This is a genomic window from Antrihabitans spumae (assembly GCF_043944905.1).
Lineage (GTDB): Bacteria > Actinomycetota > Actinomycetes > Mycobacteriales > Mycobacteriaceae > Antrihabitans > Antrihabitans spumae.
Genome location: NZ_JBIMSN010000003.1, coordinates 139,335 through 154,690 on the forward strand (window position 1 = coordinate 139,335; position 15,356 = coordinate 154,690).

At 62.8% G+C, this 15,356-nt stretch carries 16 protein-coding genes and 1 pseudogene; 14 read left to right on the top strand and 3 right to left on the bottom strand.

The window, feature by feature from the left end; genetic code table 11:
• Positions 1 to 62: 62 nt before the first annotated feature.
• The 11 genes from pstC to ACHIRB_RS01415 all read left to right on the top strand — a co-directional run bounded on the left by pstC (position 63) and on the right by ACHIRB_RS01415 (position 9,425).
• Positions 63 to 1,043, top strand: a complete 981-nt coding sequence (pstC, locus tag ACHIRB_RS01365) for a phosphate ABC transporter permease subunit PstC (RefSeq protein WP_395113075.1) — start codon at positions 63 to 65, stop codon at positions 1,041 to 1,043.
• On the top strand, positions 1,040 to 1,948 hold the full coding sequence (pstA, locus tag ACHIRB_RS01370; protein WP_395113076.1) for a phosphate ABC transporter permease PstA: 909 nt from the start codon (positions 1,040 to 1,042) through the stop codon (positions 1,946 to 1,948). Before pstC ends, pstA begins: the two co-directional genes overlap by 4 nt.
• A gap of 20 nt (positions 1,949 to 1,968) precedes the next feature.
• The gene (pstB, locus tag ACHIRB_RS01375; RefSeq protein ID WP_395113078.1) at positions 1,969 to 2,745 is read left to right on the top strand and encodes a phosphate ABC transporter ATP-binding protein PstB; all 777 of its coding nucleotides are present in this window, start codon (positions 1,969 to 1,971) and stop codon (positions 2,743 to 2,745) included.
• 92 nt (positions 2,746 to 2,837) lie between these two features.
• Positions 2,838 to 3,545 (top strand): winged helix-turn-helix transcriptional regulator, encoded by a 708-nt coding sequence (locus ACHIRB_RS01380; protein WP_395113080.1) that lies wholly within the window; start codon positions 2,838 to 2,840, stop codon positions 3,543 to 3,545.
• Positions 3,542 to 4,639, top strand: coding sequence for a helicase associated domain-containing protein (locus tag ACHIRB_RS01385; protein WP_395123257.1), 1,098 nt, complete (start codon positions 3,542 to 3,544; stop codon positions 4,637 to 4,639). The genes ACHIRB_RS01380 and ACHIRB_RS01385 overlap by 4 nt, the downstream gene beginning before the upstream one ends.
• Before the next feature lie 31 nt (positions 4,640 to 4,670).
• Positions 4,671 to 5,042, top strand: a complete 372-nt coding sequence (locus ACHIRB_RS01390; protein ID WP_395113084.1) for an ArsR/SmtB family transcription factor — start codon at positions 4,671 to 4,673, stop codon at positions 5,040 to 5,042.
• On the top strand, positions 5,039 to 6,133 hold the full coding sequence (gene arsB, locus ACHIRB_RS01395; RefSeq protein ID WP_395113086.1) for an ACR3 family arsenite efflux transporter: 1,095 nt from the start codon (positions 5,039 to 5,041) through the stop codon (positions 6,131 to 6,133). Before ACHIRB_RS01390 ends, arsB begins: the two co-directional genes overlap by 4 nt.
• A gap of 18 nt (positions 6,134 to 6,151) precedes the next feature.
• Positions 6,152 to 6,565, top strand: coding sequence for an arsenate reductase ArsC (locus ACHIRB_RS01400; protein ID WP_395113088.1), 414 nt, complete (start codon positions 6,152 to 6,154; stop codon positions 6,563 to 6,565).
• A gap of 14 nt (positions 6,566 to 6,579) precedes the next feature.
• Positions 6,580 to 7,035 (top strand): arsenate-mycothiol transferase ArsC, encoded by a 456-nt coding sequence (locus ACHIRB_RS01405; protein ID WP_395113090.1) that lies wholly within the window; start codon positions 6,580 to 6,582, stop codon positions 7,033 to 7,035.
• A 24-nt stretch (positions 7,036 to 7,059) separates the two neighbouring features.
• Entirely contained in the window at positions 7,060 to 8,808 is a 1,749-nt protein-coding gene (locus ACHIRB_RS01410) for an N-acyl-D-amino-acid deacylase family protein (protein WP_395123258.1), read from the top strand.
• Positions 8,805 to 9,425, top strand: a complete 621-nt coding sequence (locus ACHIRB_RS01415) for a TetR/AcrR family transcriptional regulator (RefSeq protein WP_395123259.1) — start codon at positions 8,805 to 8,807, stop codon at positions 9,423 to 9,425. The genes ACHIRB_RS01410 and ACHIRB_RS01415 overlap by 4 nt, the downstream gene beginning before the upstream one ends.
• On the opposite strand, the gene ACHIRB_RS01420 is transcribed toward ACHIRB_RS01415, so the two are convergent.
• Genes ACHIRB_RS01420 through ACHIRB_RS01430 form a run of 3 tightly spaced genes read right to left on the bottom strand, consistent with a single transcriptional unit; the run spans position 9,391 to position 11,728 of the window.
• Entirely contained in the window at positions 9,391 to 10,215 is an 825-nt protein-coding gene (locus ACHIRB_RS01420; RefSeq protein ID WP_395123260.1) for an alpha/beta fold hydrolase, read from the bottom strand. The genes ACHIRB_RS01415 and ACHIRB_RS01420 overlap by 35 nt on opposite strands.
• A 17-nt stretch (positions 10,216 to 10,232) precedes the next feature.
• On the bottom strand, positions 10,233 to 10,985 hold the full coding sequence (locus ACHIRB_RS01425) for a GAF and ANTAR domain-containing protein (protein ID WP_395123261.1): 753 nt from the start codon (positions 10,983 to 10,985) through the stop codon (positions 10,233 to 10,235).
• A complete protein-coding gene (locus tag ACHIRB_RS01430; RefSeq protein WP_395123262.1) occupies positions 10,982 to 11,728 on the bottom strand; it encodes a GAF and ANTAR domain-containing protein in 747 nt (248 codons plus the stop codon). The genes ACHIRB_RS01425 and ACHIRB_RS01430 overlap by 4 nt, the downstream gene beginning before the upstream one ends.
• 117 nt (positions 11,729 to 11,845) lie before the next feature.
• On the opposite strand from ACHIRB_RS01430, the pseudogene ACHIRB_RS01435 reads away from it, so the two are divergent.
• The 3 genes and pseudogenes from ACHIRB_RS01435 to ACHIRB_RS01445 all read left to right on the top strand — a co-directional run.
• Positions 11,846 to 12,666: pseudogene (locus ACHIRB_RS01435) on the top strand (ABC transporter transmembrane domain-containing protein); the annotation flags it as partial.
• A gap of 231 nt (positions 12,667 to 12,897) precedes the next feature.
• Positions 12,898 to 13,581 (top strand): ATP-binding cassette domain-containing protein, encoded by a 684-nt coding sequence (locus tag ACHIRB_RS01440; RefSeq protein WP_395123296.1) that lies wholly within the window; start codon positions 12,898 to 12,900, stop codon positions 13,579 to 13,581.
• Complete coding sequence (locus ACHIRB_RS01445; RefSeq protein WP_395123263.1) at positions 13,578 to 15,350, top strand: ABC transporter ATP-binding protein; 1,773 nt, start codon at positions 13,578 to 13,580, stop codon at positions 15,348 to 15,350. Before ACHIRB_RS01440 ends, ACHIRB_RS01445 begins: the two co-directional genes overlap by 4 nt.
• The last annotated feature ends 6 nt before the right edge of the window (positions 15,351 to 15,356 follow it).

A 15,356-nucleotide genomic window follows, 5' to 3' on the forward strand; every position in this document is an offset into this window, starting at 1 on the left:
CCCGTTCCTCGGGGTCGTCGCATAGTGCGACGACCCCGGGGGCGGGCGGAAAGATTCCCGGCATGCCCAATGACAGCGGTACAAAGCCGCCAACCGTTTCGACGACTCTGGGAGCGGGCTCTCGGCAAGTCGGCGACAAAGTCTTCAAGTGGGTCGCCACGACCGCCGGCGCGACGATTGTCGCTGCGATCGGCCTTATCGCGGTGTTCCTGCTGATCCGCGCTATTCCTTCTCTGCAGGCGAACAACGCCAACTTCTTCACGAGCAACGAATTTCTTACTTCCGACGAAACCAATATGCGTTTCGGCATTCGTGACCTGCTGACAGTCACTGTGCTCAGTTCGGTGTTCGCTCTGCTTATCGCTGTGCCCATCGCGGTGGGAATTGCGTTGTTCCTCACCAGGTATGCGCCGCCGCGGCTATCGCGGCCGTTCAGTTCGGTTATCGACCTACTCGCCGCCGTGCCCTCGATCGTGTTCGGGCTGTGGGGCATATTCGTCTTGGCGCCGCAGTTGGAGCCAGTAGCGACGTTCCTCAACGAGAATCTCGGCTGGTTCTTTTTGTTCTCGGAGGGCAATGTGTCCGTTGCCGGCGGTGGAACGATCTTCACAGCCGGAATCGTTCTCGCCGTCATGATTCTGCCGATCATCACATCGGTCACCCGAGAAGTGTTCCGGCAAACGCCTACATCGCAGATCGAGGCTGCCCAAGCGCTCGGTGCCACGAAGTGGGAAGTGGTTCGGATGACCGTTCTTCCCTTCGGCCGAAGTGGCATCATCGCGGCGTCGATGCTCGGACTCGGTCGCGCCCTCGGCGAGACAGTGGCTGTGCTGATCATTCTGCGGTCGGCTGCGGAGGCCGCTCATTGGTCGCTGTTCGACGGCGGTTACACCTTTGCTTCGAAAATCGCCTCGGCTGCAGCGGAATTCAGTGCTCCGCTCCCCACCGGTGCGTACATCGCCGCCGGATTCGTGTTGTTCGCCCTGACCTTTGTCGTCAATGCGGCAGCACGGGCAATCGCAGGCGGAAAGGTTAACGGATGAGTACAGGCACCTCCCTGGTCGACAGCCCGATCAAGTCGCCGGTTTTCAAGCACGTGAGTACTACTCGTCGGATCAAGAACAACGTCGCTACCGGAGTTGTCGTCAGCGCGTTCGGAATCGCGCTGATCCCGCTGCTGTGGGTTTTGTACACAGTGATCGAAAAGGGTTGGCGCGGCGTCACGTCCTCGGGTTGGTGGACGAACTCGCTGCAGGGCGTCCTCCCCGAGCAATTCGCGGGAGGCATCTATCACGCGCTGTACGGCACGCTGGTGCAGGCCGGTATTGCTGCCATCATTGCCGTGCCGTTGGGTTTGATGGCAGCGGTCTATCTCGTCGAGTACGGCACCGGCCGATTGGCCCGCGTCACCACCTTCATGGTGGATGTGCTTGCAGGTGTTCCTTCGATTGTCGCGGCGCTGTTCGTCTTCAGCCTGTGGATCACGACATTCGGTTTCACACAGAGCGCGTTCGCTGTGTCTTTGGCACTCGTTCTGCTGATGTTGCCGGTTGTTGTGCGATCAGCTGAGGAAATGCTGAAGCTGGTTCCCGACGAGTTGCGCGAAGCGTCCTACGCGTTGGGAATCCCGAAGTGGAAGACGATCGTTCGCATCGTTGTCCCTACTGCTGCACCGGGCATCATCAGCGGAATCTTGCTGGCGGTCGCGCGCATCATCGGTGAGACCGCGCCGGTGCTGATCCTCGTGGGGTACAGCAGGTCGATCAATTTCGATGTATTCGACGGCAATATGGCGTCGCTCCCGTTGTTGATCTACACGGAGCTGACGAACCCCCTGGCGGCGGGCCAATTGCGTGTGTGGGGTGCGGCACTGACGTTGATCATCGTCGTCGCGCTGCTCAACGTTCTCGCCGCCATTGCAACTCGACTCTTGACCGCCAAGCGTTAGACCCGACGGGAACATGTGACATGGCTAAACGGATCGACATCAAAGATCTCGACATCTACTACGGCTCCTTCCAGGCTGTGCAATCAGTCAGTCTGGCGGTGCCTCCCCGCAACGTAACCGCCCTGATCGGGCCGTCAGGCTGTGGCAAGTCCACCGTGCTGCGCTCGCTCAACCGGATGCACGAAGTGACACCTGGAGCCCGCGTCGAAGGCTCGGTTCTGCTCGATGGCGAAGACATCTACGGATCTCAGGTCGATGCCGTGGGAGTGCGCCGCACTATCGGCATGGTATTTCAGCGACCTAACCCTTTCCCGACGATGTCCATCAAGGACAACGTGGTCGCGGGCCTGAAGCTGCAGGGCGAGCGGAACAAAAAGCAGCTTGACGAGGTGGCCGAGCGGTCGCTTCGCGGGGCAAACCTGTGGAACGAGGTCAAGGATCGCCTCGACAAGCCGGGCGGTGGGCTGTCAGGTGGCCAGCAGCAACGTCTGTGCATCGCGCGCGCCATCGCGGTGTCGCCCGACGTGCTTCTCATGGATGAGCCGTGTTCGGCACTCGACCCGATTTCGACGCTCGCGATCGAGGACCTGATCTCGGAGTTGAAAAAGGATTACACGATCGTCATCGTCACGCACAACATGCAACAGGCTGCGCGAGTCAGCGATCAGACTGCTTTCTTCAACCTGGCCGCGACTGGTCAGCCCGGAAAGCTGATCGAAGTCAACGACACGGAAAAGATCTTCTCGAATCCTGACGTCAAGGCAACGGAAGACTACATTTCCGGGCGGTTCGGCTAAACGTCGTGCAGGCGCCCATGCGGCTTGTTCGGTTTTCAAGAGAAAGGGGGGTCCGCGGGGTTGACCATCGAGATGGGTCGGACGGTGACACCATGGGTATCGGGTCGCTCGTGACGTCCGATAAACGACAAGGTCCGCTACTGCTGACCGATTCGGACCCCGCGACCGCCACCGACTTGATCGACGCTGCTGCACGACTGGGTGTTCGCACCATATGGTGCCGTGACGGAGCGCACGCGCTGCTTGCGGTCGGCGCGGAAGCGCCGACGCTGTTGGTTATCGCCGCGAATACCGGAACGGTCGACGCTACGCAGGTGTCGGCGGCTGTCCGCAGCCATTCCGGTATTCCGATCCTGGTCGGCGCAGGACCGGGGGAAGACGAGCTCGCCGCCAGAGCGTTGGCGGCAGGCGCATCGGCCGTCATCGCGCGGCCCTATGACATTGCCGCAATCGTTGCCTTCGCTGGGGACGTAGGAAATCGCGAAAAAGCGCAGAAAGTGTTTACGGCGGGCCCGATACACGTCGACAGGCGGTGTTATGAGACGCGAGTACGCGGACGCGATGTCCAGCTGACTCAGCGCGAACTCGAGCTGTTGGTGTTTCTGATCGAATGCCGAGGACGGGTCGCGAGTCAAGAAGAGATCAGTCGCGCCGTGTGGGGGCACTCTTCCGATACGAACACCGTCGCCGTGCACATCAGGAGATTGCGAGAGAAGCTCGGACCCGATCCGGAGCACGGGCAGTTCATTCGAACGATTCGCGGAGTCGGCTACCGACTGGCGCCGTCTGTCTGCGCGTGATCGATTCGTCGAAAGCAATGTCGTCCGGTGACGACGGTTGGCAGATCGGACTGTCGGCCTTGTCGCGTTTCCTCGAGGTCCGTGGCTCGGTCCTGGGCGTAACCGCTCGAAATCGCGTCGGTGGGTTCGATCTCGGACGGTGGATCATCCAGTGCCGCAAAGATTATTGGGACGGTCAACTCGAAAACGACCGCGTCGACACCCTGGAAGGCCTGGCCGGCTGGAATTGGGGTGTGGCACCGAAGAAGTGCTGGCGCAGCTTTCTTCTGCTCCTGCAGTCGTACGTCGCCGAGAATGGCACAACTGTTCTCGGCGCGAGTGGAATCGTGCGCGGACACGATCTGGATGCCTGGATGTCCGTGCAGCGCAAGCAGTATTCCGCAGGCACTCTGACGCCATCGCGTGCAGCTCTACTCGAGGCAATGCCCGACTGGGATTGGGACGGCACAACGCACAGATGGCAGCGTGGAATTTCTCTTGCAGGTTCCTTCTTGGGCGAGCACGGACATCTGGATGTCGCTCGCGACTACCGGGTCGCCGACAGCTATCCACTCGGGCAATGGGTGCACCGCTGCCGTGAGGATTACCGCGCGGGTACTCTCCCCGCTTACCGCTGCGAAGAATTGGAATCGCTGTCAGGTTGGACGTGGGGCCGCCATCAGCAGGGCTGGGTCGACGGTATCAAGGCTCTGCGCAGTTTCACAGAATCCACAGGGTCCGCGCAACCAGCGCAGCGGTTAGTCTACGAGGGCTTTCGGCTCGGGCTGTGGGCCAACGAACGCAGAGCTGAGTACAAGCGAGGAAGCCTTGCACCGGAACGCGTTTCCGCGTTGGAAGCTCTGCCGGGATGGAGTTGGGATCCGCTCGCGCAGAAATGGCGCGAAGGCTGGGACGCCTTGGTGGCCTATTCCGCGGATCGTGGTCACGCACACCCGACTCGTACGGAGACGTTCGACAGCTATCCAGTCGGGGAGTGGGTGCGCGCCCAACGCACGGCTTACCGGAACGGTCGGCTCTCCGAGGATCGCCGGATCCGCTTCGAGTCCTTGCCGGAGTGGTGGTGGGCTCCGCCAGCCGGGCGCGGCTCCGTTTGACCAACCCATCGAAGTCCGTCAATATAGACACATGTCGAAACAAGCTGAATCACCCGACCTGCTCGGGGTTCGCTGTTCACCGTTGGTCGGAACGCCACTGACGGTGGCTCAGGCGGACGGATTGGCAACGGTGTTCAAAGCGCTCGCCGATCCAGTGCGTCTGCGCCTGTTCAGCCTGGTTGCCAGCCACGACGGCGGTGAAGCCTGCGTGTGCGATATCTCTGCCGACTTCGACGTCTCGCAGCCGACGATTTCCCATCACCTCAAGGTGTTGAAAGAAGCCGGCCTCCTGATCTCCGAGCGCCGCGCCACCTGGGTCTACTACCGCGTCACACCGGGTGCGCTCGAAGCACTGTCGACGGTCCTGGTTGCTCGCGACATTCGCGTCGAGGTGAGCGCATGAGCACGTCGGAAGTCACGAACGAACACCCTGCCGTCGTAGGAAAATTGTCTACGCTCGATCGCCTCCTGCCCATCTGGATCGGCATCGCGATGGTCGTCGGGCTGCTGTTGGGCCGGCTGATTCCTGGCCTGAACACAGCGCTGGAAAAGGTTCAGATCGACGGTATTTCGCTGCCGATCGCGCTCGGGCTGCTCATCATGATGTACCCGGTGCTGGCGAAGGTGCGCTACGACCGGCTCGACTCTGTTACCGGTGACCGCAGGCTACTCATCAGCTCGTTGGCGCTGAACTGGGTGCTCGGTCCGGCACTGATGTTCGCGCTCGCGTGGCTGATGTTGCCTGATCTGCCGGAATACCGAACCGGTCTGATCATCGTCGGTCTCGCTCGGTGTATCGCGATGGTCATCATCTGGAACGACCTAGCGTGTGGAGACCGTGAGGCAGCTGCGGTACTCGTCGCGCTGAACTCGATCTTCCAGGTATTTATGTTCGCGCTGCTCGGATGGTTCTACCTCTCGGTCCTGCCTGGCTGGCTCGGGTTGGAACAGACGACGATCGACACATCGCCATGGCAGATTGCGAAGTCTGTGCTGATCTTCCTCGGCATACCGCTCCTCGCCGGGTACCTGTCACGACGCTTCGGGGAGAAGGCGAAGGGGCGAGACTGGTACGAGTCGAAATTCATTCCGACGATCGGTCCGTGGGCGCTCTACGGTCTGCTGTTCACCATCGTGATTCTCTTTGCGCTGCAGGGTGATCAGATCACCAGCCGACCTCTGGACGTGGTGCGAATCGCACTGCCCCTGCTTGCCTATTTCGCCGTCATGTGGGGTGGTGGCTACGCGCTCGGTGCGGTACTCGGACTCGGCTACCGACGAACCACGACGCTGGCCTTCACCGCGGCGGGCAACAACTTCGAACTTGCCATCGCAGTGGCAATCGCAACATACGGTGCGACGTCCGGACAAGCTCTCGCAGGCGTAGTCGGACCGCTCATCGAAGTGCCCGTGCTGGTCGGTCTGGTCTACGTCTCCCTCGCGCTGCGCAGGCGGTTCCGGGACGAAGCCGCTTCCGATATTCCTCAATCCTGATCGCTGGAAGGTTTCCCGATGTCGGACAAACTCAGTGTCCTTTTCGTATGTGTACACAACGCCGGCCGATCGCAGATGGCCGCAGGATTTCTCACCAGTCTCGGCGGCGACGGCGTGGAGGTCCGCTCGGCCGGGAGCGCTCCCGCCGACTCGGTCAACAAGGCGGCAGTTGCTGCGATGGCAGAAGTTGGCATCGATATCTCGGCGCAGACGCCGAAGATACTCACCTTCGACGCCGTGGAGACTTCCGACGTCGTGATCACCATGGGGTGTGGCGACGCCTGCCCGGTCTTTCCTGGTGTCACCTACCGGGATTGGGCCCTTCCCGATCCGGCAGGGCAGGGGATCGAGGCGGTCCGTCCGATCCGCGACGAGATCAAAAGTCGAGTCGAGGCGTTGCTCGCCGAATTCGCCGTCACCGACGCTCGCTGATTGCCGCCACCGACATGTCGCGAGGAGATGCTGTGTCTCGAAAGCCGTCCGTGCTGTTCGTCTGTGTCAAGAACGGCGGCAAGTCGCAAATGGCTGCGGGGCTGATGCGCAGGGCGGCGGGTGACGCTGTCGACGTGTACTCGGCAGGAACGAAACCGGGCGCAGCGATCAATGATCTGGCGGCCGAGTCGTTGCTCGAGGTGGGCGTCGACATCCGTTCCGAAACACCGAAGTCCATCGATCCGCAACTTCTGCTCGACGTCGATCTGGTGGTGACCCTCGGCAGGGAGGCCGTTGTGGCAACAGGTCCGGACGTTGTCGTCGTCAATTGGGACACCGACGAACCGTCCGAGCGTGGCATCGACGGGATGGAACGAATGCGTCTGGTTCGCGACGACATCGCAAGCCACGTCGACAGCCTGCGAACCCAGTTGACCGCCGATACCGGACGACCAGCTCTTGACACTTAGAGGTCGATCGGTTTCTATCTTTGTATGACCTACGACGTCGTCATCGAGCACGGCCGCGTTTTCGACGGCACACCGCAACCGTCAGCTGTCCGGAACATCGGCGTCCGCGGCGGCAGAGTCGTTGCTGTATCCGCGGACCAGTTGGATGTGACCGGCTGCCCACGCGTGATCGACGCGCACGGCAAGTGGGTGCTGCCGGGGTTGATCGACATCCACACGCACTACGACATCGAGATCTTGCAGGAACCGAGCCTGTCGGAGTCGCTGCGCCACGGTGTCACGACGGTACTGCTCGGATCGTGTTCGCTCTCGACCGTGCACGTCGACGCCGAGGATGCAGGCGACATCTTCGGACGGGTCGAGGCCATCCCACGTCGACACGTGATCGAGGCGATCGAAGACAAGAAGACGTGGCGCAGCGCAGCCGAATACGCTGCCGCACTGGATGATTTGCCGCTCGGCCCGAATGTCGCGGCGTTCATCGGGCACTCGGACATGCGCGCTGCCGAGATGGGCTTGGATCGGGCGACGCGGAAGCAGGTGACACCGAGCGCCGACGAACTCTCGCGGATGGAGTCGATGCTGACCGAGGCGCTCGATGCCGGCTTCGTCGGTATGTCGGCGCAGCAGTTGGTCTTCGACAAACTCGACGGTGAGACCTGCCGGTCCCGCACGCTGCCCTCGACCTATGCGAAGGCGCGGGAACGTCGGCGGCTCAACGCCATTCTGCGGACCCGCGGCCGAGTGCTGCAGGCCGGACCGGACATCAAGTCGCCCAAGAGCATCGTCGCGATGGTCGCGAGCACGCTCGGCATCGTTCGCAAACCGCTCAAGACCAGCCTGCTGTCTGCGGCAGACCTCAAAGCCAATCGCTTGTTGGCGCGGATTCTCGGTCCGATCGCGTGGCTCATGAACCGCCTCGGCGGCGACTTCCGCTGGCAACACCTCCCGGTGCCGTTCGAGGTTTACGCCGACGGTATCGATCTCGTCATCTTCGAGGAATTCGGTTCCGGCGCAGCGGCTTTGCATCTCGCCGATCAAATCGAACGCAACGCCCTACTGCAGGACGAGACCTACCGGCGCACCTTCCGCAAGGACTATGACGCCAAGTTCGGTATGCGGGTCTGGCATCGCGATTTCTTCGACGCCGACATCGTGGACTGTCCCGAAGCCACTGTGATCGGAAAGACCTTCGGTCAGGTCGGTGCCGAGCGCGGGTTGCATCCTGTCGATGCATTTCTCGATCTGGTCGTCGAGCACGGCACGAAACTTCGTTGGCGCACAACGATTTCCAATGACCGGCCGGAGGTGCTGGACAGGCTCGCTCGCGATCCCGGGGTTCAACTCGGGTTCTCGGACGCGGGCGCGCATCTTCGCAACATGGCGTTCTACAACTTCGGGCTCCGGCTCCTGCGGCGCGTCCACGATGCGGAGCAGGCGGGCAGGCCGTTCCTCAGCGTGGAGCAGGCAGTGCACCGGCTCACCGGCGAACTCGCCGACTGGTATCGACTCGACGCAGGTCACCTGCGCGAGGGTGACCGCGCCGACATCGTCGTCGTCGACCCGGCACACCTCGACGACTCGCTCGACACCTACGCAGAGAGCCCGGTGGCATCGTTCGATAATCTGCCACGCATGGTCAACCGCAACGACGACACAGTCACAGCCGTATTCGTCAACGGCGAGTACGTGTTCGGGGCCGGGACACCGGCCGACGGACTCGGTCGCGAGCGCGCGGGACGATTCCTGCGCGCGCGTGAGACGGCCACGTGACGGCGCCGCCTCGGCGCACCCAAGCGCAGCGTCGTAGCGAGACGATCGAGGCGCTGATCGACGCGACCATCGAGGCGATCGCCGAGGTCGGCTACCACCGGACCTCTCTCGGGGAGGTGTGTCAGCGCTCGGGCATTTCGAAGGGCGGCTTGTTCCGGCACTTCGCGTCGCGGCTCGACCTTGTCGTCGCGGCGGCCGAAGAAGTCGGTCGCCGCCATTTCGCGGCGTTCGACGAGTTCCGTGCCGAGGGCGGGTCCGTCGAGATCGTGGACCTACTTCTGTTCGCGCGCAAAGAATCTCGGGACCCGTCGAACTCCGTGTGGTTCGAACTGCTCGTCGCGGCACGGACGGATCCAGAACTTCGTGAACGACTCAATCCGGTCGCGGTCACGTTGTACGACAACATCGAAGCGCGCGCTGCAGCCGCCTTCGCCGGACGAGGTATTCCCGCGGATGTGATCCGACTCTTCGCTACCTCCGCCTTGCACATGTTCGACGGTGAAGCGATTTTTCGGCACACCTACCCGCGACCGGAACTCGAAGCGGAACGGATAGCGGCGACAGCGTCGCTGTACGAGAGCCTTACGACTGCAGAAACGCGAGCAGATCCGCGTTGATCGTCTCGGCCTGCGTCGTCGGCATACCGTGCGGAAAGTCCTTGTAGGTCTTCAGCGTTCCGTTCTGCAGCAATTTCGCCGACAACGGTCCCGATGCGGCGTAGGGAACGATCTGATCGTCTTCGCTGTGCATGACGAGGACCGGCACCGTGATCTTCTTCAAGTCTTCGGTGAAGTCGGTCTGGGAGAACGCGACGATGCCGTCGTAGTGGGCCTTGGCGCCGCCCATCATCCCTTGGCGCCACCAGTTCTGGATCACGGCCTCGGAGGACTCGACGCCGGGTCGATTGAATCCGTAGAACGGTCCCGCGGGCAGATCGCGATAGAACTCGGAACGGTTCGCCGCAAGCTGTGCCTGCAAGCCGTCGAAAACATCCTTTGGCAGGCCGCCCGGATTTGCATCTGTCTGCACCATCAACGGCGGCACGGCACACAGGATTGCGGCCTTGGAAACCCGACTTTCGCCGTGCCGTGCGAGATAGTGCACCACTTCACCACCGCCGGTGGAGTGACCGACATGAATGGCGTTGTCCAGATCGAGGTGCGCTGTCAACGCGGCGAGGTCGTCGGCGTAGTGGTCCATGTCGTGGCCGTCGGCGGTCTGCGTCGAGCGGCCGTGGCCGCGCCGGTCGTGGGCGATGACGCGGTAGCCGTGCTGCAGGAAGAACAGCATCTGTGCGTCCCAGTCGTCGGCCGACAGTGGCCAGCCGTGGCTGAACACGATGGGCTGACCGCTACCCCAGTCCTTGTAGAAGATCTCGGTGCCGTCGGTGGTGGTGATTGTTCCCATGTGTGTTCGCCTCTCTTCTAGGTGGTGGTGCCGGACGTGCGTGTGTGATCGATGACGGTGCGCGCGGATAACGTTCGGGTGATCAGTGAACGCGCGACATCGGCAAGGGCGATGCGGTTGTCGCGTGCGTAGCGACGCAACAGCTCGAAGGCCTGGTCGAGCTCGATGTCGCCTCGCGCGGCAAGAACACCCTTGGCCTGCTCGAGTAGGACGCGGTTGGCGAGGGTTTGCTGCAGGCCCGCATGGATGGATCCGGAGTCAGGCGCGACCTGGCCCGCGACGATGGCAATACTCGCGACGTCGGCCAAACCCTGTGCGAGCGAAAGGTCTTCGGCCGCCAACGATCCGACGTCGGTTCCGAACAGGCCGAGTGTGCCGAGCACGGTGTCGTGCATTCGCATGGGGACCGCGTGCACCGAAACGAAACCCGCACCGAGGGCGCCGTCGACGAACTGTGGCCATACCTCACGTCTACCGACGAGATCGGGCGCGCTGACGGGCGATCCCATCCGGTAGCAGTCGAGGCATGGGCCTTGCTCGCGCTGCAACCGGAACAGTTCGAGGTTACGAGTGGCTTCCGAGGACGCAGCGACGACATGCAGCACTCGGCTACCGTCGGCGAGAAGAAGACCGGCCGATGCCACGTCCAGCAATCTGGCGCAGTCGGTTGTCAGGCCGCTCAGCAAGTCGATCACATCGAAGCCGTCGACCATCGTGTTGGCCAACGACACGAAGGCTGCAATCACCTCGCGTTCACGATCGGAGCTCATGGTCCCGGCTCCCCGTTCGTCGGCTTGTGCCATAAGGCATCGTCGTCGAGAACGAGCCGACGTTCCACGATGTCCCACGCTACTTCGCTCGCCGTCCGACCGACAGCAAACGCGTAGGCGCGTAATCGTGCCAGTGCCTCGGAGGCATCGATATCGAGCCGACCTATAAGCATTCCCGTGGCCTGGTAGACCTCGACGCGCTGCAGCGACGCTAACTCCGACCAACCGTCGTTACCCTGAGCGACGCTTTCGGCTTCCCAGTCGACATCCGCATTCATCAAGTCCAGCAACGGAAGTGCGGCAAGATCGGCAGCGAGTAGGCCACCGGCGAGGCTGTCATGGGAGAGCGGTCCGCGTTCGGTGCAGAACAGGTCGAGGACGCCGATGTTGGCCGCCGCGATCGTGGTCGGGAGAGCGAACACCGCGCGGACGCCGTCCGCGACTGCGGCCGCGGTGAATGCCGGCCAGCGCGGATCGTTCGGGTGTCCGAGCTCGGCGACGAGCACAGGACGACCGGTCGCGACCGCGTCGATGCACGGACCCTCACCGAAGGTGAATTGAAACTCGTCGACGCGACGGCTCGATTCGCCGCTCGATCCGAAGGTTCCGCGACTCTCGCCGTCGAGAATGAGTGAGATCGCAGCGCCGTCGACGTGCAGAAGATCGACGCACGCGATGCACAATCGGTCGGCCGCCACCAATCCTGTTGCCCCGGACATTGCTGCCGCAAGCTCGCCCCTCATGCGACTGTGAGCGTCCATCAAAGGTCGATCCGGAAAAACATGACGCCCATACTGTCGACTCTACGCACGTAGCAGGGGATTTCCATTTAGTTAGGCTTACCTTGCTAGGGTCGCGCGATGGGGTCGAACACAACACGCTCACGAGCAGGCTCGGCAATCCTGCTCCGAACCATCACTCGCAATGCTCGACGGTTGAGCATCGGCACGGCGCTCATCAGTTTGCATCAGGTGAGTGAGGCGTTGGTCCCAGTGGTCATCGGGATCATCGTCGACCGAGCCGTGGAGACGGGCGACGTGTCCATGCTTGCGATATGGCTTGGTGCGCTTGCTCTTCTGTTCGCGGTCCTGTCGACCGTCTATCGCCTCGGTGCGCGGCAGTTGATGCTCTCGATCGCGACCGAGGCACATCGACTGCGGGTCGAGGTGGCGGCGAAGATTCTCGATCCCCTTGGTATTCGTACGGAGCTGAGGTCGGGAGACCTGCTGACCGTGTCGACCACCGATGCCGACAGCACGGCGTATCTGCTCGACTACGTGCCGCGGATCGTCGGTGCGATCACGGCTGCACTCGTCTGCGCAGTAACGCTGGTGGTCATCGACGCCCCGCTCGGGTTCGCCGTGCTCGTAGGCACGCCGGTCGTGTTGCTCGCACTGCAGTTGAGCGCTCCCGCGATCACTCGTCGGGTTGCCGACCAGCAGGCGATGGCCGGCCGGGCGACATCGGTTGCGACAGACCTGGTCTCGGGTTTGCGACCGTTGCGGGGATCGGCGCCGAAGCTGCCGCGACGCAGCGCTATCGAGCTGTCAGCCAGCAATCGCTGCGCGCGACCTTGCGCGCCGCACGGACCCAGGGCAGTTACGCAGGCGTGTCGGCGGCACTGAGTTCGTTGCTCGCGGTGGCGATCGCAATCGCGGCCGGGTGGCTCGCCCTCGACGGTCGGATCAGCATCGGTGAACTGATCACCGTGATCGGTCTCGCGCAGTTCTTGATCGAGCCGTTCGGTCTGCTTGCCATCGTGCCGAGTTGGGTTGCCGAAGCGCGGGCATCGGCCGAGCGCATCGCCGACGTGACGACCGCCGAACCAATATTGGCGGACGGCGTTGCGTCGGTCGGTGCAGCGCCCTGCTCGCTCGAGTTGGTCGGGTTGACCTACGGTGCGCTCGACGGTGTGGATCTCACGGTCGCGGCCAGTGAGTTGGTCGGCGTCGTCACACCGGCACCGACTGCGGGCGACTCCCTCGTCGCGGTCCTGTCGGGCAGAGTTGCGCGTTCGGACTACGGCGGTGAAATCCTGCTCGGCGGAACGCCGTTGCACACGATCGAGCACGTACAGGCGCGCAAGAACCTGTTGGTAGAACCACACGACACCGACTTGTTCGCGGGCACGGTCGGTTCGAACGTCACGGTCGGCGCAGGACCGAACGTCGACGAGCGCTTCGTCGACCGAGTCCTACACGCCTCTGCCGCAATACATGTCGTGACGGTGCATTCCGATGGAATGTCCACGGTGGCGGCCGAACGGGGCGCGAGCCTGTCGGGAGGCCAGCGGCAACGGGTCGCGTTGGCGAGGGCGCTGCTGACGCAGGCCCCGGTACTGGTGCTGCACGAGCCGACAACTGCGGTGGATGCCGTCACCGAACACGCCGTTGCAGAGGGTATTTCGTCGCTTCGGCACCGGGCGGGTGACGGGAAGGGCTGCGGCTTCACCACGATCCTGGTGACAAGCAGCCCAGCGTTGCTCGCCGTGACGGACCGCGTCGTTGTACTCGACTCGGACGGGGTCGTCGCCGAAGGAACGCACGCCGACCTTGCAAGGTCCGACGAGCGTTACCGAAGGGCAGTGCTGCGATGACCGAGCTGCTACCGATCGCTGATTCGGCACGAACGTGGAACTGGTTGCGACGAGCCCTGATTCATCGACGCCGGGACGTATCGTTCACGCTCGCTGTCGGACTCGTCGGTGCCGCGATGTCCGTAGTGCCGATCTACGTTCTCGGTGCACTCGTCGACCGCGTCACCGACGGCGAACCGACATCGTCGATCGTCCCGATCGCGGTCGTCATCACGATCGCTGCCTTGCTCGGCGGCCTTGCCTCAGGATTCTCGTCCTACCTTGTTGCCAAGCTCGGCGAAGGTATCCTCGCCGAGTTGCGTGAGCTGACCGTGTTGCGGGCGTTGCGGCTTCCGACCCCAGTGCTCGAACGAGTCGGCAAGGGCGACTTGCTTTCTCGTGTCGGAGCCGACGTCGCTGCGATCGGCAAGGCGGTCACCGATGTCGTACCGACGATGATCTCGTCGTTGCTTCTCGGCGTGCTCAGCATCGTCGCGATGCTCGGTCTGGATTGGCGCCTCGGTCTTGCTGGTTTGGTGTCGGTCCCGATGTACGCGGTGGCGCTGCGGTGGTACCTCCCGAAGTCCGCTCCTCGTTATGCCGAAGAGCGGCAAGCGATTGCGGCACGATCGCAGGTCCTTGTGGAGAGCATGGTCGGTATCCGAGCAGTGCACGCTTACGGTTTGGAACGCCGTCATCTGCGGGCGGTCGACGAGGCGTCGGCACGTGCGCGCGATATCTCGGTCGACGTGTTCACCCTGTTCACTCGGTTCTCCGGCAGGGTCAACCGGGCCGAGTTCTTCGGCCTCACCGTGATTTTGGTTGTCGGCTTCGTGCTTGTCAGGAGCGGCGACGTGTCGGTCGGGCAGTCGGCTGCCGCCGCGCTGTTGTTCAACCGATTGTTCAATCCGATCGGCATGCTGCTGTTCACATTCGACGAGGTGCAAGATGCTGGAGCCAGCCTCGCCCGGCTGGTCGGTGTCGTGGAGATCGCGGACACGAAAGGCCCTGATTCGATAGGCATCGAGCCGACCGAATCGCTATCTTCCGGTACCGACCTCGACCTCCGCGAGATCGAGTACAGCTACGACGGCGGCGAGCCCGTTCTCCATGGTGTCAGCATTCATATTGCGGCAGGATCGCGTGTTGCACTCGTTGGTTCTACGGGTGCGGGTAAGTCGACGCTGGCGGCCATCGCTGCGGGTGTTCTTGTCCCTGATCATGGTTCGGCGCTCGTCGGTGGCGTTGCACTGACGGATATGACCGCCGAGCAGTTGCGCACGCAGGTCGCGATCGTCAGTCAGGAAGTGCACGTATTTGCAGGGCCGCTGATCGAAGACATCCGGCTGGCTCGGCCGTCGGCAACCGCCGACGAGGTATCGGCCGCACTCGACTCTGTGGGTGCACTCGATTGGGTGCGGTCGTTGCCGAACGGACTGCAGACCGAAGTCGGTGAGGGAGCCCACGACCTGAGCGCCGCCAAGGCGCAGCAACTCGCACTCGCCCGGCTGGTACTTCTCGATCCGGCAGTTGCGGTACTCGACGAAGCGACCGCAGAGGCGGGCAGCCTGGGAGCGCGTTTCCTCGAGCGATCAGCTGGTGCCGCTACCAAGGGCAGGACGACACTCGTCGTCGCGCATCGTTTGACGCAGGCGGTCGCAGCGGACCGGGTGATCGTCGTCGAACATGGCCGAATCGTCGAGGAGGGTGCCCACGCCGACCTCGTCGAGGCCGATGGACGGTACGCCAAGCTCTGGAGTGCATGGCAGACAGGTGGAATCGAGCGGTAGCTTCCT